We start from the raw sequence: 17,956 nt of genomic DNA, 5'->3' as shown, positions 1-17,956 counted from the left end.
GGCTAGAAGTCGTCGTCGAACCCGACCGAGCCCTCCACCGCCACCTGATAGGCGGACGGGCGGCGCTCGAAGAAGTTCGTCAGCTCCTGGACGCCCTGGAGCTCCATGAAGGAGAACGGGTTCTGGGACCCGTACACCGTCGGGAAGCCGAGGCGGGTGAGCCGCTGGTCGGCGACGCACTCCAGGTACTGGCGCATCGACTCGGTGTTCATGCCCGGCAGGCCCTCGCCGCACAGATCGCGGCCGAACTGCAGCTCCGCCTCGACCGCTTCCTTCAGCATGTCGGTGACCTGCTGCTCCAGCGCCTCGTCGAAGAGCTCGGGCTCCTCCTTGCGGACGGTGTCCACGACCTCGAACGCGAAGTTCATGTGCATCGTCTCGTCACGGAAGACCCAGTTGGTGCCCGTGGCGAGCCCGTGCAGCAGGCCCCGCGAGCGGAACCAGTACACGTACGCGAACGCGCCGTAGAAGAACAGCCCCTCGATGCACGCCGCGAAGCAGATGAGGTTCAGCAGGAAACGGCGGCGGTCCGCCTTCGTCTCCAGCCGGTCGATCTTCTCGACCGAATCCATCCACCGGAAGCAGAACTGCGCCTTCTCACGGATCGAGGGGATCTCCTCGACCGCGTCGAACGCCGCCGCCCGGTCGTCCGGGTCGGGCAGATAGGTGTCCAGCAGCGTCAGATAGAACTGGACGTGCACGGCCTCCTCGAAGAGCTGCCGCGACAGGTACAGCCGCGCCTCGGGGGAGTTGATGTGCTTGTACAGCGTGAGCACGAGGTTGTTGGAGACGATCGAGTCACCGGTCGCGAAGAACGCCACCAGCCGGCCGATCATGTGCTGCTCACCCGGCGACAGCTTGGCGAGGTCGGAGACGTCGGAGTGGAGGTCGACCTCCTCCACGGTCCAGGTGTTCTTGATCGCGTCCCGGTAGCGCTCGTAGAAGTCCGGGTACCGCATGGGACGCAGGGTCAGCTCGAAACCCGGGTCCAGCAGGTTCTTGGCCCCGGGGGCGCCGGCGTGCGGCGCCGTCGTCGAGGAACGGTCGTCGGGTGACGGGTGGGAAGTCATTACTGGCACGCCTCGCAGGACTCGGGGTTTTCGAGGGAGCAGGCGAGAGCCTCCGCGTCGGGAGCCGACGCCTGCTGTACGGGAACGGGGGCGGCGGACGCCGCCTGCCCGGACGCGGCACGGGCGATCCGGGTCGCCGGGCGGGAGCGCAGGTAGTAGGTCGTCTTCAGCCCCCGCTTCCAGGCGTACGCGTACATCGAGGAGAGCTTGCCGATCGTCGGCGTCTCCAGGAACAGGTTGAGCGACTGGCTCTGGTCGAGGAACGGCGTACGGGCCGCCGCCATGTCGATCAGACCGCGCTGCGGGATCTCCCACGCGGTGCGGTACAGCGCCCGCACCTCCTCGGGAATCCAGCCGAAGCCCTGCACCGAGCCGCTCGCCTCGCGCAGCGCCTCACGGGTGCGGGCGTCCCACACGCCGAGCTGCTTCAGCTCGTCCACCAGATAGGCGTTGACCTGGAGGAACTCACCGCTGAGCGTCTCGCGCTTGAACAGGTTGGAGACCTGCGGCTCGATGCACTCGTACACCCCGGCGATCGAGGCGATCGTGGCGGTCGGCGCGATCGCCAGCAGCAGCGAGTTGCGCATCCCGGTCTTCGCGACCCGGGCGCGCAGGGCGTCCCAGCGCTCCGGCCAGTTCAGCTCGGTGTCGTAGTGGTCGGGGTGCAGCACCCCGCGCGCCGCCCTGGTCTCGGACCAGGCGGGCAGGGGGCCCGACCGCTCCGCGAGGTCGCAGGACGCCTCGTAGGCGGCGAGCATGATCCGCTCGGAGATCCGGGTGGAGAGCGCGCGGGCCTCGGGGGAGTCGAAGGGCAGGCGCAGCTGGAAGAAGACGTCCTGGAGGCCCATCGCGCCCAGGCCCACCGGCCGCCAGCGGGAGTTGGAGCGCCCGGCCTGCTCGGTCGGGTAGAAGTTGATGTCCACGACCCGGTCGAGGAAGGTCACGGCGGTGCGCACGGTGGCGTCCAGCCGCTCCCAGTCGATCGAGCCGTCCGCCACGAACGCGCCCAGGTTGACCGAGCCCAGATTGCAGACGGCCGTCTCGCCGTCGTCGGTGACTTCGAGGATCTCGGTGCACAGGTTCGAGGAGTGGACGACCCGGCCCGGCTCGGCGGTCTGGTTCGCGGTCCGGTTGGAGGCGTCCTTGAACGTCATCCAGCCCTGGCCGGTCTGCGCGAGGGTCCGCATCATCCGGCCGTACAGCTCACGCGCCGGAATCGTCCTGCGCGCCAGCCCATCGGCCTCGGCCGCCCGGTAGGCCGCGTCGAACGCGTCGCCCCACAAGTCGACCAGCTCGGGCACGTCGGCCGGGGAGAACAGCGACCAGTCGGTGTCCGCGTCGACCCGGCGCATGAACTCGTCCGGGATCCAGTGCGCCAGGTTCAGATTGTGCGTACGCCGCTGGTCCTCGCCCGTGTTGTCGCGGAGCTCCAGGAACTCCTCGATGTCCGCGTGCCAGGTCTCCAGGTAGACCGCCGCCGCGCCCTTGCGACGGCCGCCCTGGTTCACCGCCGCCACGGAGGCGTCCAGCGTCTTCAGGAACGGCACGATGCCGTTGGAGTGCCCGTTGGTGCCCCGGATCAGCGAACCCCGGGCGCGGATGCGGGAGTACGACAGACCGATGCCGCCCGCGTGCTTGGAGAGCCGCGCCACCTGGTGGTAGCGGTCGTAGATCGAGTCCAGCTCGTCCTTCGGCGAGTCCAGCAGATAGCAGGAGGACATCTGCGGGTGCCGGGTGCCGGAGTTGAAGAGGGTGGGGGAGGAGGGGAGGTAGTCCAGCCGGCTCATCAGCCCGTACAGTGCGGCCACCTCGTCCAGCGCCCGCACCGAGTCGTCCTCGGCGAGGCCCGCGGCCACGCGCAGCATGAAGTGCTGCGGGGTCTCGATGACCTGCCGGCTGATCGGGTGCCGCAGCAGGTAGCGGCTGTGCAGGGTCCGCAGACCGAAGTAGCCGAAGCGGTCGTCGGCGCCGTCCGCCATGGCCTGCTCGACGAGCCGGTCCAGCGCGGCGGCGTGGAGCGCGACGAAGCCGGCGGTGCGGTCGGCGATCAGGCCCTCGCGGTGCCCGACGGCGACCGAGGCGGAGAAGGACGTCGCGCCCTGGCCCGCGGCCTCGTCCGCGATCGTGCGGGTCAGCAGCCGGGCGGCGAGCCGGGAGTACGCCGGGTCCTCGGAGATCAGCCCCGCGGCGGCCTCGGTGGCCAGCGAGCGCAGCTCGGCCGCGTCGGAACGGGCGTTGCGCCCGCGCAGCGCGGCGGCGGCGACCCGTCCGGGGTCGGTGTCGGGGAGGTCGGCGGTGAGGTCGGTCAGGGTCCGCAGCAGTGCGGTCCCGGGTCCGTCCTGCGGGGTCTCCCCGGCGGTGGTCGACACGGCGGACTCGGCGGATTCGGTGGCTGAAACCGGATCGGCGGGCGCGATGGTCACTGGCTTCCCTCGCTCGGCGGGGGCCGGCGGAAGGCAGGGGGAGCCGGGCAGCGCGAGACCCGGGGCAGGGCAGCACAACTGACGGCGTCCACCGGCCTGTCCGCGAGGCCCGGACGTCTGGCGTCCGGTTCGGTCGAGCCGGACGCGCTGTCGACAGGTCCTCGGACTTGGAGGTGCGCGAAAGCACACCGATCACACCGTTGCGGGACAGTTCCGGATTCGCACCGGATTCCCCTGCGGCGACAGCGAGGTCGAGCATACATGTGGGGGCCGCCCGTTGCGGCAGCCCCCACATGTTGTGTCGCGGCGATGCGATACGTCCCTCAGGAGGGCGTCCGCAGTTCCAGCCGGAAGGTCATGAGCCGCAGTCCCGGCACCGGTTCCCAGTCCCGTTCGGGGGTCCGCGCGAAGCCGAGCCGCCGGTAGATCCGGTGGGCCCCGAGCATGGCCGGCTGCGTCGACAGCACCAGCCCCCGGATGCCCCCGGCGGACCGGGCGCGCTCGACGCACGCCCGTACGAGAGCCTCCCCCACGCCCCGCCCGCGCCCGGCGCGGGCCACGGCCAGCATCCGGAAGTCGGCCTCATCCGGGCCGGCGATGTCGCGCCACACAGTCCCCGGAGCGGCATACGTCACACCCCCGAGCACCGATCCGTCCGCGTCGAGCGCGACGAGGACCTCGGCCTCGGCGGCCCGCTGCTCCACGGCCCGCAGTTTGAGCAGATACGGGTCTTCCGGACCGTCCAGCAGGCCATCGCCGAGATACGCCTCGGCGGTGATCCCGCCGAGGAGGGCGTACTCACCGGGCTCCGCCACTCTGATCGTCAGGTCCATCAGCCGCTCGCCCCCACATCGTTGTTGGGAGCCCCGTCGCCCACCGGCGGCAGGTCGCCGCGCTCGACCGGCTGCCGCCCGGAGCCCTCCCCGGAGCCCTCCCCGGAGCCCTCCCCGGGCGGCTGCTGCCGGGGGGCCTCCTCCGCCGGCGGCAGGACTCGGTCCAGCTCGTGGTCGTCGGCCCGGTGGGCGGCCCGCGCCGCCGAGCGCAGCGTCGCCCGGTCCACGTCCGCGCGCTTCCCGCGCACCGTGACCACGAGTCCTCCCCGCTCCTGGGTGTACGCGTGCCCCGACTCCGTGGCCCGGTACCACTGTTCGCCGTCCGGCTCGCAGGTCACCAGGGGCTCCTGGCCGTCGGGGGGTGCGGGGTCCTCGCCGCAGTCGGCCTCGGCGTGCGGGCGGCGCTCCACCGACAGCTGGATCTGCCCGCCGTCCGGCGCGGTGTAGACGCTGGCGAACCCGTCGTCACCGATGACCCCGACCGACTGGCGCGCCAGGGTGTAGCCCGTGGCCTCGGTCACCCACACATGCTCCGTGAGGGTCTGTACGGCCCTCGCCCGTGCCTCCAGCTCCGCCCGGTCGGGCGCCGGGGCGGCCGAGCCGCCGCGCCCCGCCGCGTCCCCGCCGGTCGCCACCTCGGCGCCGCAGCCCGCCGCCGCCAGGACGACCGCCAGGGTCATGGTCATGAGTACGGGCCGGAGCCGGCGCGGCCGGGAGTGCGATGTCATGGGCACATTCTTTCGCAGGGTGAGGGCTCCGTGCACCGGAGCCCGGACGACCGCGGGACAGCGGTCCGGGCCGCCGCCCGCTCCACGACGGGAGGGGCGACGGCCCGTGGTCCAGTCCAGGACGTGCCGTTCCGCGGGTCAGTGACCGCCCGGCGCGCCCACCGTGGCCGGCGGGAGCTTCTCCTGCACGCCCGGGTCACCGGCGTCCGCCGTGTAGTCGGACGGCGAGGTCTCGTCGATCCCCACCGGGGCCTTCAGCGCGTTCAGGACGAACGTGAGGACGATGACGACCACCAGGTTCAGCACGAACGCGGTCAGGCCGATGTACCCGATCTCCCCGATGCCCGGGATCTCCTTGGAGGACCCGCCGAAGTGCTTCTGCGTCGGGCTCGCCACGCCGTACGCGGCGATCGTCCCGTACAGCATGCCCACCGCCCAGCCCGCGATGAGCGCCCAGCGGTGGAACCACCGGGTGAACAGTCCGCCGACCAGGGCGGGCATCGTCTGGAGGATCCAGATGCCGCCGAGGAGCTGGAAGTTGATCGCGACCGTCTTGTCCATCGTCAGGACGAACGCCAGCGCCCCGACCTTCACCAGCAGTGACACCAGCTTGGAGACCTTCGTCTCCTGGGCGGGTGTGGCGTCAGGTTTGAGGAAGTCCTTGTAGATGTTCCGGGTGAAGAGGTTCGCCGCGGCGATCGACATGATCGCGGCGGGCACCAGTGCGCCGATGCCGATGGCGGCGAACGCCACCCCGGCGAACCAGGAGGGGAACATGTTCTCGAACAGCTGCGGGATGGCCAACTGACCGTTGTCCACCTTGATCCCGGCGGCGATCGCCATGAAGCCCAGCAGCGCCAGCAGCCCCAGCATCAGCGAGTACAGCGGCAGGATCGTGGTGTTGCGCCGGATCACCTCACGGCTCTTGCTGGACAGCGTCGCCGTGATGGAGTGCGGATACATGAACAGCGCCAGCGCCGAGCCCAGCGCCAGAGTGGCGTAGCCCCACTGCCCCATCTCGCCCGGGATCAGCGAACCGCGCGGCTTTCCGGTGGCCGGGTTCTCCTGGGCGAACGCCTCGCTCGCCTTGCTGAAGATCTCGTCGAAGCCGCCGAGCTTGATCGGGATGTAGATGATGGCGACGGCGATGACCAGGTAGATCAGCCCGTCCTTGACGAACGCGATCAGTGCCGGCGCCCGCAGGCCCGAGGAGTAGGTGTAGGCGGCCAGCACGGCGAAGGCGATGAGGATCGGCAGGTCCCTGATGAACCAGTGCGTGGTCTCGCCGCCGCCGACGCCCATCACGTCCAGCACCGCCTGGATGCCGACGAGCTGCAACGCGATGTACGGCATGGTGGCGAGGATGCCGGTGAGGGCGACCGCCAGCGACAGCCCCTTCGAGCCGAACCGGCCGCGGACGAAGTCCGAGGTGGTGACGTACCCGTGCTTGTGCGACACCGACCACAGACGGGGCAGGAAGGTGAAGATCAGCGGGTAGACCAGGATCGTGTAGGGCACGGCGAAGAACCCGGCCGCGCCGGCCGCGTAGATCGCCGCCGGGACGGCGACGAAGGTGTACGCGGTGTAGAGGTCGCCGCCGAGCAGGAACCAGGTCACCCAGGTGCCGAACGACCGGCCGCCCAGGCCCCATTCGTCCAGGGTCGCCTCGTTGTCGGCCCGGCGCCAGCGCGCGGCCATGAAGCCCATGACCGTGACGGCCAGGAAGAAGAAGATGAAGACGGCGAGTGCGACGCCGTTCACGCCGTCGTTCATGCGGACGCACCCCCCTTGCGGGCGCGCTGGTCACGCTGCCACAGCTTGTACGCGATCATCGTCAGCGCGGTGGAGATGACAACCCAGAGCATCTGGTACCAGTAGAAGAACGGGATGCCGATGAACTTCGGCTCGATCCGGGCGTACGAACTCACCCAGAGCATCGCGACGAACGGCGCGAGCAGACAGATCCCGATGACCACCCTCCCGGGTGTGACCATGGGTGGTTTCGTCTCTGTGTCTTCCGGCATGTGGTGACTCCGTCCCCTCGCTGATCACCGGTGCAATGGGCAGGAAATCTAAGGGACGCGTCCGCCCAGCGTCACCCCCCGTCCGCATTGCGGTCCCGCAACGGTGTGGTTCCGCAACGGGACACGGGCGCGGAGGTGTTTCGGTTCAACCCCCGGCCGGCGGGCGGCGGCCGCATCCGTGCGCCCCTTCGCCGACAGGACGGCGACAGGGACGGCGACTCCTACCGCGGCGTCAGTCCGCAGCCGTCGCGCGGGGGAGCCGAGCCGAGCGGAGTGGCCGAAAACGAGCGGTGGCCCGGGGGCGTGCTCCCCGGGCCACCGCCCCGCGCGTGGCGCGTTCCCGCGCCCGGCGCTCAGTCCGCCGGCCGCTTGAGGCGGGCCACGAACTTGTAGCGGTCGCCCCGGTACACCGAGCGGACCCACTCGACCGGTTCGCCCTGGCCATCCACCGAATGGCGGGACAGCATGAGCATCGGCAGCCCCACGTCGGTGCCCAGCAGCCCGGCCTCGCGGGGGGTGGCGAGCGAGGTCTCGATGGTCTCCTCCGCCTCGGCGAGACGGACGTCGTACACCTCGGCCAGCGCTGTGTAGAGCGAGGTGTACTTCACCAGCGAACGGCGCAGTGCCGGGAAGCGTTTGGCCGAAAGGTGCGTGGTCTCGATCGCCATCGGCTCCCCGCTGGCGAGCCGCAGCCGCTCGATGCGCAGCACCCGGCCGCCCGTCGAGATGTCCAGCAGACCGGCGAGCGTGTCGTCCGCCGTGACATAGCCGATGTCCAGCAGCTGGGACGTCGGTTCCAGCCCCTGGGCGCGCATGTCCTCGGTGTACGAGGTGAGCTGGAGGGCCTGGGAGACCTTCGGCTTGGCGACGAAGGTCCCCTTGCCCTGGATGCGCTCCAGCCGCCCCTCGACGACCAGTTCCTGGAGCGCTTGGCGCACGGTGGTGCGCGAGGTGTCGAACTCGGCGGCCAAAGTGCGTTCGGGCGGCACCGGGGTGCCGGGCGGCAAGGTGTCCGTCATGTCGAGGAGATGCCGCTTGAGCCGGTAGTACTTCGGTACGCGCGCCGTGCGCGTAGCCGTACCGGTCTCGCCCCCCGTACTGCCCCCGTCGGCGCCCATGGCCCGCCTTCCCGACTGCTGCGTTGCTGCCGTCACCGGCTCCTCCGTCTGTCGCGGCTCACATGGTGGCACGGTCCGGTCACGGGTCGTCGCCCTCCCTTAGGTGTCGGTCCTATAACGGACGCGAGTGCACTTCTTATACACCCTTGACACCCCTAAAGGTCTAGGCCAAGCTCCCGGTACTGGTCTAAACCATTAAAGACCAGGTCCAGCCCCAGCAGAACTCGTCGAATGACTTCGCGGTGGGTGGGGTTGCAGCATCCCTGAGGAGGGTTTGACGTGAAGCGCAAGCTCATCGCGGCTATCGGTGTCGCGGGCATGTTGGTTTCGGTCGCGGCGTGTGGTTCCGACGACAAGAAGTCGTCCGCGGACCCCAAGGACCGCAAGGAGAACCTGACCGTCTGGCTCATGGGCGAGGCCCAGTCCACCTGGCCCGAGCTGGTCAAGGACGTCAACGCCGAGTTCAACAAGAAGTACCCGGGCGTCAAGGTCGAGATTCAGTACCAGCAGTGGGCCGACAAGGTCAAGAAGCTGGACACCTCCCTCGGTGGCGACAAATTCCCGGACGTCGTGGAACTCGGCAATACCGAGACCATGCAGTACATCCTCAATGGTGCGCTCGGAGAAATCGACCCCAAGAAGTACGAGAACTCGGACACCTGGATCAAGGGTCTGAAGGACACGTGTTCCTTCGAGGGCAAGACCTACTGCGTTCCTTACTACGCCAGCGCCCGTCTGGCCGTGTACAACAAGGACATGCTGAAGGCCGGCACCGGCAGCGACGCCCTTCCGCAGACCGAGGACGAGTTCCTCGCCGCGATGGACAAGGTCTCCGCCGAGCTGGGCAAGAAGGACAAGCGCGCCTCGTCCCTCTACTTCCCGGGCCGCTACTGGTACGCCGCGATGTCCTACGTCGCCGCCTACGGTGGCCAGATAGCCGAGTACGACGAGGGCAGCAAGGAGTGGAAGGCCGCGCTCTCCACCCCGGAGGCACAGAAGGGCATCCAGCACTTCGTCGACCTGGTCAAGAAGTACAACAAGGCCGATGTGACGAAGGACGAGCAGGACCACGCCAACGTCATGGCCAACGAGAAGGCCGCGGTCATCTACGGCCAGGCGTGGGAGGCCGGCAGCGTCACCACGGGCGAGAACGGCAACCCGAAGCTCGAGGGCAAGATCGCCACGGCCGGTATGCCCGGCCCCGACGGCAAGGCCCTCCCGTCCTTCATCGGCGGCTCGGACCTCGCGACGATCTCCAAGTCCAAGAAGCAGGACCTCGGCGAGGAGTGGATCTCCCTCTTCACCAACGCGAAGTCCATGGAGGTCCTCGCGTCGAAGAACATCCTCCCCAACAACGAGAAGCAGCTTGAGCCGCTGAAGGCCAAGCCGGAGACCGCCGCCATCGCCAACGCGGTGCCGGACGCCTGGTTCACGCCGATCGCGCCGGGCTGGGCCTCCATCGAGAAGGAGGAGATCCTCCAGAACATGCTTCTGGAGATCGTCAAGGGCTCCTCCGTCGCCGACGCCACCAAGAAGGCCGACGAGAAGATCAACGAGCTGATCAACCAGGAAGCCTGACCTTCCGATCGCCAGGCGGGGGTCCGGCGTCAGCGCCGGACCCCCGCGCCTTTCCCGCAAGTGAACGCCGTGAATTCCGGGGCCCGCCCCGGACCCGCGATGGAAGGTCAGCCACGTGTCTGCCGCTGATACCAAGGCCGCCGGGCCGCCGGTCCCCGTACCACCCGACCCGCAGGCGACCGGGAAGTCGTCCTTTGACGACGACGCGCCCCGGGTGCGGAAGAGGAAGCGGAAGAAGGGTGAACTGCTCCCCTACTTCCTGATCCTCCCGGCGATCGTGGCGATCGCCGCCGTCTACCTCTACCCGCTCGGCAAGACGGTCATCATGTCCTTCCAGGACATGGGCCGCCGTGAGCTGTGGTCCGGCGAACCGGCTCCATGGGTCGGCTTCGAGCAGTTCACCAACATCCTCGGGGACTCCGAGTTCTGGTGGGTCACCTTCCGCACGGTCGTCTTCATGGTCGTCTGCGTGACGCTGACCATGGGGCTCGGGCTGCTGGTCGCCCTGCTGATGCGCAAGCTCTCCACCTGGGTCCGGCTCGTGCTCACCGCCTGCCTCATCGCCGCCTGGTCGATGCCGCTGATGGTGGCCGCCTCGATCTTCCGGTTCATGGCCGACTCCGACTACGGCCTGATCAACACCCTGATCGCCAAGGTCGTCGGCGAGGACTGGCTCGGACACAACTGGTACCTCGACCCGGTCCAGGGCTTCGGCATCATCACGCTGCTGGTCGTCTGGGGCGCCATCCCGTTCGTCGTCGTCACCCTCTACGCCGCCCTCACCCAGGTCCCCCAGGAACTGGAGGAGGCCGCCGCCCTCGACGGCGCCAGCGCCTACGGCGTCTACAAGTTCGTCACCTGGCCGGTCATCAAGCCGGTCTTCACCATGGTCGCCACCCTCTCGGTGATCTGGGACTTCAACGTCTTCGGCCAGATCTGGCTGCTGCGCGGCAACAAGCCCGAGCCGGAGTACGAGACCCTCGGCCTCTACTCGTACTCCAAGGCGTTCGAGTCCACCTCCTTCAGCCAGGGCACCGCGATCGCCCTGATCACGGTGCTGCTGCTGTCCGGCGTGGCCGTGTACTACCTGCGCCAGCTCATGAAGACGGGAGAGGTCGAATGAGCAGCTCGACCCAAACACAGGTGCTGCGCCCCGACCGCAAGAAGAGCCGGCTGCACCTCGACCTCATCGGCCTCGGCGTCGCCCTGGTCATGGTCTTCCCGGTCTACTGGCTGGTCATCAGCGCCCTGCGGCCCAACCGGGAGATCCGCAGCTACGACCAGACCCTGTGGCCCACGTCGATCACCTTCGACAACTTCGTCCGGGCCACCGAGCAGCCGAACTTCACCACCGCCATCCAGTCCAGCCTGATCGTCGCCGTCACCGCGGTGGTCGGCGGCATGATCATCGCGACCCTGGCGGCCCTGGCCATCGGCCGGTTCCGGTTCTTCGGCCGCAAGGCCCTGGTCCTGATCATGATCCTGGTCCAGATGCTGCCGCCGACGGCGATGCTCATCCCGATCTACGCCCAGCTCAACGCCATGGGCGGGATCGACGAGTACTGGGGCCTGATCGTCGTCTACCTGGTCTCCACGCTGCCCTTCGCCACCATCATGATCCGCGGCTTCGTCGTGAACATCCCGGTGGAGCTGGAGGAGTCCGCGATGGTGGACGGGTGCACCCGCTTCCAGGCGTTCCGCCGCGTGATCTTCCCGCTGCTCGCCCCCGGACTCGCCGCCGCGTCGATCTTCGCCCTGGTGAACGCGTGGAACGAGTACCTCTTCGCGTACATCCTGATCAACGACAACTCCAAGTACACGCTCAACGTATGGCTGATGACGTTCACGACCGAGCGCGGAACGGACTACGGCGCGCTCATGGCGGCCTCGACCATGATCGCCCTGCCCGTCGTCGTGTTCTTCATGATCATCCAGAAGAAGATGGCCGCAGGTCTCACTTCCGGCGCCGTGAAGGGATAGTGCGGACCCATGACCACCCTCGTATCCACCACCGACACCGTGACGCGCGACGCGCTCGCCGTGCTCCAGCCCGGATTCACCGGAACCACCGCGCCGGACTGGCTGCTGCGCCGCGTCGGTGAAGGGCTCGCCTCCGTCGGGCTGTTCGGCCGCAACATCACCTCGCCCGAACAGCTCACCGCCCTCACCGGGCGGCTGCGCTCCGAGCGGGACGACGTCCTCGTCGCCATCGACGAGGAGGGCGGCGACGTGACCCGGCTGGAGGTCACGCACGGCTCCTCCTTCCCCGGCAATTTCGCCCTCGGCTCCGTGGACGACGTCGACCTGACCCGGGCCGTCGCCCAGGAACTCGGCCGCCGGCTCGCCGAGTGCGGCGTCAACCTCAACTGGGCGCCGTCCGCCGACGTCAACTCCAACCCGGGCAACCCGGTCATCGGCGTGCGCTCCTTCGGCGCCGACACCCGCCTGGCCGCCCGGCACACCGCCGCGTACATCGAGGGGCTCCAGGCCGCCGGTGTCGCGGCCTGCACCAAGCACTTCCCCGGGCACGGCGACACCGCGGTCGACTCGCACCTGGCGCTGCCCCGCATCGATGTGGACCTCGACACCCTGCACGCCCGTGAGCTGGTGCCCTTCCGGGCGGCCATCGCGGCGGGTTCCAAATCGGTGATGAGCGCGCATATCCTGCTTCCCGCGCTCGACCCCGACCGCCCGGCGACCCTGAGCCCGCAGATCCTCACCGGTCTGCTGCGCGAGGAGCTGGGCTACGACGGCCTGATCGTCACCGACGCCGTGGAGATGGACGCCATCGCCGGTACGTACGGCATCGAGCGCGGGTCCGTCCTGGCCCTCGCGGCGGGCGCCGACGCCATCTGTGTGGGCGGCGGCCTGGCCGACGAGGAGACGGTGCTGCGGCTGCGCGACGCCCTCGTCGCGGCCGTGCGCGCCGGGGAACTGACCGAGGAGCGGCTCGCCGACGCGGCCGCCCGTGTACGAGCCCTCGCGTCCTGGACGCAGAGGGCCCGGGGGGATGTCCCGGAGCCGGGCGCGGCAGTGCAGGAGGGGACCGCGCCCGGCACCGGAGTCAGCTCCGACATCGGCCTGGTGGCCGCCCGCCGGGCGGTCCGGGTGACCGGCTCCGGCGACCCGCTGGCCGAGGCCGCGTACGTCGCGTCGTTCAGCGCGGAGGCCAACATCGCGGTCGGCGACGAGACCCCGTGGGGCATCGCCGCCGAGCTGGACAGGCTCCTGCCCGGCACCGGGACGGACACCTACACCGACGGGACGGCCGCTCCGGCGGACGCGATCCTGGCGGCGGCGGGGGAGCGGCGCGTCGTCGCCGTCGTCCGCGACGAGCACCGGCACGCCTGGATGGGCGAGGCGCTGGACGCGCTGCTGGCGGTCCGGCCGGACACGGTCGTGGTCGAGATGGGCCTGCCCCAGTCGGGCCCCCGGGGGGCGCTGTACATAGCCACCCACGGCGCGGCCCGCGTCTGCGGCCGGGCGGCGGCGGAAGCGATCACCGGAACGACCCCCTAGCGGGCCGCCACCGAGCCCGTCCGGCGATCGAGGACAGCCTCTCGCCGGACGGGCGGCACGACGGTGAAGGGCCGGGACGCCCGATGGCGTCCCGGCCCTTCACCGTGTGCGCGGCCCGCGGCCGGGAGCTACAGCCCCTGCCACCCGGGCTTCGCCGCGTACGTGGCGCGGAAGTAGTCCGCCAGCTTCAGCTTGGACGCCGCCGCCTCGTCGACCACCACCGTCGCGTGCGGGTGCAGCTGGAGCGCAGAGGCCGGCACGACCGAGGCGACGGGCCCCTCGACCGTCTGGGCGACGGCCTCCGCCTTGCCCTCGCCGGTGGCCAGCAGGATCGGGTGACGGGAATCCAGGATCGTCCCGATGCCCTGCGTGATCACGTGGTGCGGCACCTGGTCGATGTCGTCGTCGAAGAAGCGCGCGTTGTCGACCCGGGTCTGCTGCGTCAGCGTCTTGATCCGGGTGCGGGAGGCGAGCGAGGAGCACGGCTCGTTGAAGCCGATGTGCCCGTCGGTGCCGATGCCCAGGAGCTGGAGGTCGACGCCGCCCGCTTCGGCCAGCGCCCGGTCGTAGCTCTCGCAGGCCGCCTGGACGTCCTCGGCGGAGCCGTCCGGGCCCATGAAGGAGGACTCGGAGAGCCCGAGCGGCTCGATGACCTCGCGCAGCACCACGGAGCGGTACGACTCCGGGTGGCCCGCGGGCAGCCCGACGTACTCGTCGAGCTGGCAGATCCGGGTGCGCGAGGCGTCGACCGCGCCGGAGGCGACCTTGGCCGCGAGCGCCCGGTAGATGGGCAGCGGGGTCGAGCCGGTGGCCACGCCGAGCAGGGCGTCGGGCTTGCGGGCGATCAGGGCGGCGATGGCCTCCGCGATCAGTTCGCCGCCTGCCGTGGCGTCCGGGACGATGACAACTTCCACGCTGTGCCTGCCGATCTGACTAGGGGAGCCGGTGGTATAGACCAATCAACGTCCCAATTTAGCAGAACCGCGCAGCCGTGAGGTGAACAGTCCGTCCATCGGTCCGCCCGCCCGGCCGGTGCGCCCCCGCCCGCACGCCCCGGCCCGCTGGCGGGGCACGGCATTGCCTGGTCGACTGGTCCGGGACGGCACCGGTCACGCACCCCGCGCACGCGCCGTCCCGCACGCCCGACAGCGCAGGGAGGCCCCCCACATGTCCGCCACCCCTCCGGCCGACCGGAGCGGCCAGGGCGACGAGCCCGGCCGCATCATGTCCGGCGAGATGGCCGAGCAGCCCGCGATGCTGCGCCGCATCCTGGAACAGGGCGCGCCCCGCATCCAGGAGGTCGCCGCCGAGATCGCCGCCCGGAAGCCCCGCTTCGTGCTGCTCACCGCGCGGGGCACGTCGGACAACGCGGCGCTGTACGCGAAGTACCTGCTGGAGATCCGCCTCGGTCTGCCCTGCGGGCTGGCCTCGATGTCCACCACGACGGCCTACGGCGCCCGTCCCGACCTGCGGGACGTCCTGGTGGTCATCGTCAGCCAGTCGGGCGGCTCGCCCGACCTGGTGGCCTCCACCAGGGCCGCCCGGGAGGCCGGTGCCATCACCCTCGCCGTCACCAACAACCCGGACTCCGCGCTGGCGGCGGTCTCCGAATACCACATCGACATCCTGGCGGGCCCGGAGAAGGCCCTGCCGGCCACCAAGACGTACACCGCCTCCCTGCTCTCCCTGTACCTCTTCGTGGAGAGCCTGGGCGGCGGGGACGGCACGACGGCCGCCGCGGGCCTGCCCGACCTGGCGGGCGCGATCCTGGGCCGCCGGGCCGAGGTCAAGGCGCTGGCCTCCCGCTACCGCTTCGCCGAGCGCATGGTGATCACCTCGCGCGGCTACGGCTACCCGACGGCCAAGGAGGCGGCCCTGAAACTGATGGAGACCAGCTACATCCCCGCTCTCTCCTACTCCGGAGCGGACCTGCTGCACGGGCCGCTGGCGATGGTCGACAACATCTCCCCGGTGATCGCCGTGGTCACGGACGGGCGGGGCGGCGAGGCCCTCCAGCCGGTCCTGGACCGGTTGCGCGGGCGCGGCGCGGATCTCTTCGTGGTCGGTCCCAAGGTCCAGGTGGAGGCGGCTTCGGCCGGCTTCGCGCTGCCCACGGACGGCGTCCCGGAGGAGTTGCAGCCGATCCTGGAGATCCTGCCGTTGCAGATGCTGGCCTACGAGGTGACGATCGCCCGGGGGCAGGACCCCGACGCCCCGCGCGCCCTGGCCAAGGTCACCGAGACCCGCTGAACCGGCGCTGTGCGCGGAAAGCCCCCCGGGGGCGCGAGCCCCGGAATCGGAAGGCCGCGCGGACGCGTTCGCTCCGGACCCCGGAAACACCCGCGGGCCGCGGCGCCGGGACAGGACCCTCAGCCCGTCCGGCACCGCAGCCCGGAGCTGCCGGCCGACGGTGTGCGGTGCCGTCGGCCACGGGAGGCGCCGGCGCAGTCAGGGCAGAGAGTGCCGGAGCCTCGGTCCGCTCTCCTGTGCGGGGAGAGCGGGGGTCGTGGTGCTCATTGTGGACTAGACCAATTGCCCGTGTCCATCCGTGTGCACCACATTCTCCGGAGGGCGCCCGGCCACGTCCGGCGGCATCCCGCGCCGAGCGCCCTCCCCCCGGAGGCACGGCCCACCGGCCCGATCGGTTCGAACGCCTCCGGTGAACCCCGGGTACGCTCCACACGTGCCCTCCATGAACGACCTCGTCCGCCAGCACACCGCTCTGAGCGACACCGACCTCGAATGGCTGCATCTGCTGGTCTCGGAGTGGCAGCTGCTCTCCGACCTGTCCTTCGCCGACCTCGTGCTGTGGGTTCCGACCCGCGACGGCACGCGGTACGTCTCCGTCGCCCAGATGCGCCCCAACACCGGCCCCACCTCCTACCAGGACGACATGGTCGGCCACCTGGTGCCGCGGGGCCGCCGCCCGCTGCTGGACGCGGCCCTGGACGAGGGCCGGATCGTGCGCGAGGGCGACCCGGAGTGGCGCGAGGAGGTGCCCGTACGGGTCGAGTCCATCCCGGTACGCCGCGAGGGCCGGGTGCTCGGCGTCATCGCCCGCAACACCAACCTGCTCACCGTGCGCACCCCCTCCCGGCTGGAGCTCACCTACCTCCAGTCCGCCTCGGACCTGGCCCAGATGATCGCCGCGGGGTCCTTCCCGTTCCCCGGCCAGCAGGTCGACATGGACGCCTCCCCCCGAGTGGGCGACGGTCTGATCCGGCTGGACGCCGACGGGATCGTCCAGTACGCCAGCCCCAACGGCCTCTCCGCCTACCACCGCCTCGGCCTCGCCTCCGACCTGGTCGGCCACCACCTGGGCACCACCACCGCCGAACTGGCCCCGTCCCGGGGGCCGGTGGACGAGGCGCTGGTCAAGGTGGCCAGCGGTTACGCGCCCCGCGAGTTCGAGGTCGAGTGCGAGGGCGGGGTGATCCAGCTGCGGGCCATCCCGCTCAAGCCGAAGGGGGTGCGGATCGGCTCGCTGGTCCTGCTCCGGGACGTCACCGAACTGCGCCGCCGCGAACGTGAGTTGATCACCAAGGACGCGACCATCCGGGAAATCCACCACCGAGTGAAGAACAACCTCCAGACGGTAGCCGCCCTGCTGCGCCTCCAGGCCCGCCGGATGGACTCCGAACAGGGCCGCGAGGCGCTCAACGAGGCGGTGCGGCGCGTCGGTTCGATCGCCATCGTCCACGAGACGCTGTCCCAGAATCTGGACGAGCGGGTCGAGTTCGACGAGATCGCCGACCGGGTCATCGCGATGGTCTCGGAGATCTCCCCGGGTAAGGTGACCTGCCGGCGCACCGGACGCTTCGGCATCCTCGACGCCGAGGTCGCCACTCCGCTCTCGATGGTGCTGACCGAGGTGCTCCAGAACGCCCTGGAGCACGCGTTCTCCGTGGCCGACCGGGGGACGGTGGAGGTCGCCGCCGTGCGCGGCGGATCGCCCACCGACGGGCGGCTGCTGATCACCGTCACCGACGACGGGCGGGGCCTGCCCGAGGGGTTCGATCCGAAGCGGGCAGGCAATCTCGGGCTCCAGATCGTACGGACTCTGGTGGAGGGGGAGTTGGGCGGCACGTTCGGCATGGTCCCGGCCCCCGGACGCGGCACCCAGGTGGTGCTGGACCTCCCGGTCCGCGCCGACAAGTAGGCGCGGGGCGGGAGGCAGGGGAGCGCACAGCAGAGCGGGCCCGGACCGTGGTGACGGTCCGGGCCCGCTCCGTGGTGCTCACGATGCGATGCGCTTCGGGGTACTGCGCGCTGCGACTCGAAGGCGGGGCTGTGCGTACGCTCTGTACGCGCCGCCGGGCTGAGGCTTGGTGCGGTTCTCGCTCAGGCGCTTGCGTTGCGCGCCCGGTTGCGAGCGGCACGGCGCTTCATCGCGCGGCGCTCGTCCTCGCTGAGGCCACCCCAGACGCCGGAGTCCTGGCCGGACTCGAGCGCCCACTGCAGGCACTGCTCCATGACGGGGCAGCGGCGGCAGACAGCCTTGGCTTCCTCGATCTGCAGCAGCGCAGGACCGGTGTTGCCGATGGGGAAGAACAGCTCGGGGTCTTCCTCACGACAAACGGCGTTGTGACGCCAGTCCATGGCTGCTACCTCTCCTTGGTATTACACGCTGGTGCTTGTGAATGTGAACGCTTTCACGAATCCC

At 70.2% G+C, this 17,956-nt stretch carries 15 protein-coding genes and 1 riboswitch; of the genes, 6 read left to right on the top strand and 9 right to left on the bottom strand.

Going from position 1 to position 17,956, the window contains the following annotated elements; genetic code table 11:
* Positions 1-2: 2 nt before the first annotated feature.
* The 7 genes from ACIQMU_RS02400 to ACIQMU_RS02370 form a co-directional block, all read right to left on the bottom strand.
* Positions 3-959, bottom strand: a complete 957-nt coding sequence (locus ACIQMU_RS02400) for a ribonucleotide-diphosphate reductase subunit beta (protein ID WP_352238549.1) — start codon at positions 957-959, stop codon at positions 3-5.
* A gap of 110 nt (positions 960-1,069) precedes the next feature.
* Positions 1,070-3,493 carry a ribonucleoside-diphosphate reductase subunit alpha gene (locus tag ACIQMU_RS02395; protein ID WP_352238127.1) on the bottom strand — a complete coding sequence of 808 codons (2,424 nt, stop codon included), beginning with the start codon at positions 3,491-3,493 and terminating at the stop codon, positions 1,070-1,072.
* Positions 3,494-3,627: 134 nt separating this feature from the next.
* Positions 3,628-3,764, bottom strand: a riboswitch (cobalamin riboswitch).
* A 52-nt stretch (positions 3,765-3,816) separates the two neighbouring features.
* Complete coding sequence (locus ACIQMU_RS02390; RefSeq protein WP_402688071.1) at positions 3,817-4,326, bottom strand: GNAT family N-acetyltransferase; 510 nt, start codon at positions 4,324-4,326, stop codon at positions 3,817-3,819.
* Positions 4,326-5,054, bottom strand: coding sequence for a hypothetical protein (locus tag ACIQMU_RS02385; protein ID WP_402688070.1), 729 nt, complete (start codon positions 5,052-5,054; stop codon positions 4,326-4,328). Before ACIQMU_RS02385 ends, ACIQMU_RS02390 begins: the two co-directional genes overlap by 1 nt.
* 138 nt (positions 5,055-5,192) lie before the next feature.
* Positions 5,193-6,827: a monocarboxylate uptake permease MctP gene (mctP, locus tag ACIQMU_RS02380; protein ID WP_352238130.1), complete on the bottom strand. Its 1,635-nt coding sequence runs from the start codon at positions 6,825-6,827 to the stop codon at positions 5,193-5,195.
* Positions 6,824-7,078: a DUF3311 domain-containing protein gene (locus ACIQMU_RS02375; protein WP_352238131.1), complete on the bottom strand. Its 255-nt coding sequence runs from the start codon at positions 7,076-7,078 to the stop codon at positions 6,824-6,826. The genes mctP and ACIQMU_RS02375 overlap by 4 nt, the downstream gene beginning before the upstream one ends.
* A 353-nt stretch (positions 7,079-7,431) precedes the next feature.
* Entirely contained in the window at positions 7,432-8,196 is a 765-nt protein-coding gene (locus tag ACIQMU_RS02370; protein ID WP_352238550.1) for a GntR family transcriptional regulator, read from the bottom strand.
* A gap of 279 nt (positions 8,197-8,475) precedes the next feature.
* Between ACIQMU_RS02370 and ACIQMU_RS02365 the strand changes: the two genes are divergently transcribed.
* The 4 genes from ACIQMU_RS02365 to ACIQMU_RS02350 all read left to right on the top strand — a co-directional run bounded on the left by ACIQMU_RS02365 (position 8,476) and on the right by ACIQMU_RS02350 (position 13,293).
* Entirely contained in the window at positions 8,476-9,774 is a 1,299-nt protein-coding gene (locus ACIQMU_RS02365; protein WP_352238132.1) for a sugar ABC transporter substrate-binding protein, read from the top strand.
* Between the two features lie 115 nt (positions 9,775-9,889).
* Entirely contained in the window at positions 9,890-10,897 is a 1,008-nt protein-coding gene (locus ACIQMU_RS02360) for a sugar ABC transporter permease (RefSeq protein WP_352238133.1), read from the top strand.
* Positions 10,894-11,754 (top strand): carbohydrate ABC transporter permease, encoded by an 861-nt coding sequence (locus ACIQMU_RS02355; protein ID WP_352238134.1) that lies wholly within the window; start codon positions 10,894-10,896, stop codon positions 11,752-11,754. Before ACIQMU_RS02360 ends, ACIQMU_RS02355 begins: the two co-directional genes overlap by 4 nt.
* Positions 11,755-11,763: 9 nt before the next feature.
* The gene (locus ACIQMU_RS02350; protein ID WP_402688069.1) at positions 11,764-13,293 is read left to right on the top strand and encodes a glycoside hydrolase family 3 protein; all 1,530 of its coding nucleotides are present in this window, start codon (positions 11,764-11,766) and stop codon (positions 13,291-13,293) included.
* Positions 13,294-13,421: 128 nt separating this feature from the next.
* Here ACIQMU_RS02350 and nagB read toward each other — a convergent pair whose 3' ends face one another.
* A complete protein-coding gene (nagB, locus tag ACIQMU_RS02345) occupies positions 13,422-14,207 on the bottom strand; it encodes a glucosamine-6-phosphate deaminase (protein WP_352238136.1) in 786 nt (261 codons plus the stop codon).
* A 253-nt stretch (positions 14,208-14,460) separates the two neighbouring features.
* Here nagB and ACIQMU_RS02340 point away from each other — a divergent pair, with 253 nt between their 5' ends.
* Together ACIQMU_RS02340 and ACIQMU_RS02335 are read left to right on the top strand one after the other, a co-directional pair.
* On the top strand, positions 14,461-15,543 hold the full coding sequence (locus ACIQMU_RS02340) for an SIS domain-containing protein (protein WP_352238137.1): 1,083 nt from the start codon (positions 14,461-14,463) through the stop codon (positions 15,541-15,543).
* Positions 15,544-15,985: 442 nt separating this feature from the next.
* Positions 15,986-17,452, top strand: a complete 1,467-nt coding sequence (locus ACIQMU_RS02335; protein ID WP_352238551.1) for a PAS domain-containing sensor histidine kinase — start codon at positions 15,986-15,988, stop codon at positions 17,450-17,452.
* 182 nt (positions 17,453-17,634) lie between these two features.
* Here the strand turns inward: ACIQMU_RS02335 and ACIQMU_RS02330 are convergent, their stop codons facing one another.
* Positions 17,635-17,892 (bottom strand): WhiB family transcriptional regulator, encoded by a 258-nt coding sequence (locus ACIQMU_RS02330; protein WP_003953983.1) that lies wholly within the window; start codon positions 17,890-17,892, stop codon positions 17,635-17,637.
* Positions 17,893-17,956: the final 64 nt, after the last annotated feature.

Origin of the sequence: Streptomyces sp. NPDC091649 (assembly GCF_044756785.1) — a bacterium.
Classification (GTDB): domain Bacteria; phylum Actinomycetota; class Actinomycetes; order Streptomycetales; family Streptomycetaceae; genus Streptomyces.
The sequence above is the reverse complement of the archived record's forward strand: the minus strand, read 5'-3'. Positions and strand labels throughout refer to the sequence as shown.

What these genes read in the sequence shown, in the direction of transcription:
- ACIQMU_RS02400 (WP_352238549.1), bottom strand. Translation starts at nt 959, where the DNA reads ATGCGGTACCCGGACTTCTACGAGCGCTACCGGGACGCGATCAAGAAC.
- ACIQMU_RS02390 (WP_402688071.1), bottom strand. Translation starts at nt 4,326, where the DNA reads ATGGACCTGACGATCAGAGTGGCGGAGCCCGGTGAGTACGCCCTCCTC.
- ACIQMU_RS02385 (WP_402688070.1), bottom strand. Translation starts at nt 5,054, where the DNA reads ATGACATCGCACTCCCGGCCGCGCCGGCTCCGGCCCGTACTCATGACC.
- mctP (WP_352238130.1), bottom strand. Translation starts at nt 6,827, where the DNA reads ATGAACGACGGCGTGAACGGCGTCGCACTCGCCGTCTTCATCTTCTTC.
- ACIQMU_RS02375 (WP_352238131.1), bottom strand. Translation starts at nt 7,078, where the DNA reads ATGCCGGAAGACACAGAGACGAAACCACCCATGGTCACACCCGGGAGG.
- ACIQMU_RS02370 (WP_352238550.1), bottom strand. Translation starts at nt 8,196, where the DNA reads ATGGGCGCCGACGGGGGCAGTACGGGGGGCGAGACCGGTACGGCTACG.
- ACIQMU_RS02355 (WP_352238134.1), top strand. Translation starts at nt 10,894, where the DNA reads ATGAGCAGCTCGACCCAAACACAGGTGCTGCGCCCCGACCGCAAGAAG.
- ACIQMU_RS02350 (WP_402688069.1), top strand. Translation starts at nt 11,764, where the DNA reads ATGACCACCCTCGTATCCACCACCGACACCGTGACGCGCGACGCGCTC.
- ACIQMU_RS02340 (WP_352238137.1), top strand. Translation starts at nt 14,461, where the DNA reads ATGTCCGCCACCCCTCCGGCCGACCGGAGCGGCCAGGGCGACGAGCCC.
- ACIQMU_RS02335 (WP_352238551.1), top strand. Translation starts at nt 15,986, where the DNA reads ATGAACGACCTCGTCCGCCAGCACACCGCTCTGAGCGACACCGACCTC.
- ACIQMU_RS02330 (WP_003953983.1), bottom strand. Translation starts at nt 17,892, where the DNA reads ATGGACTGGCGTCACAACGCCGTTTGTCGTGAGGAAGACCCCGAGCTG.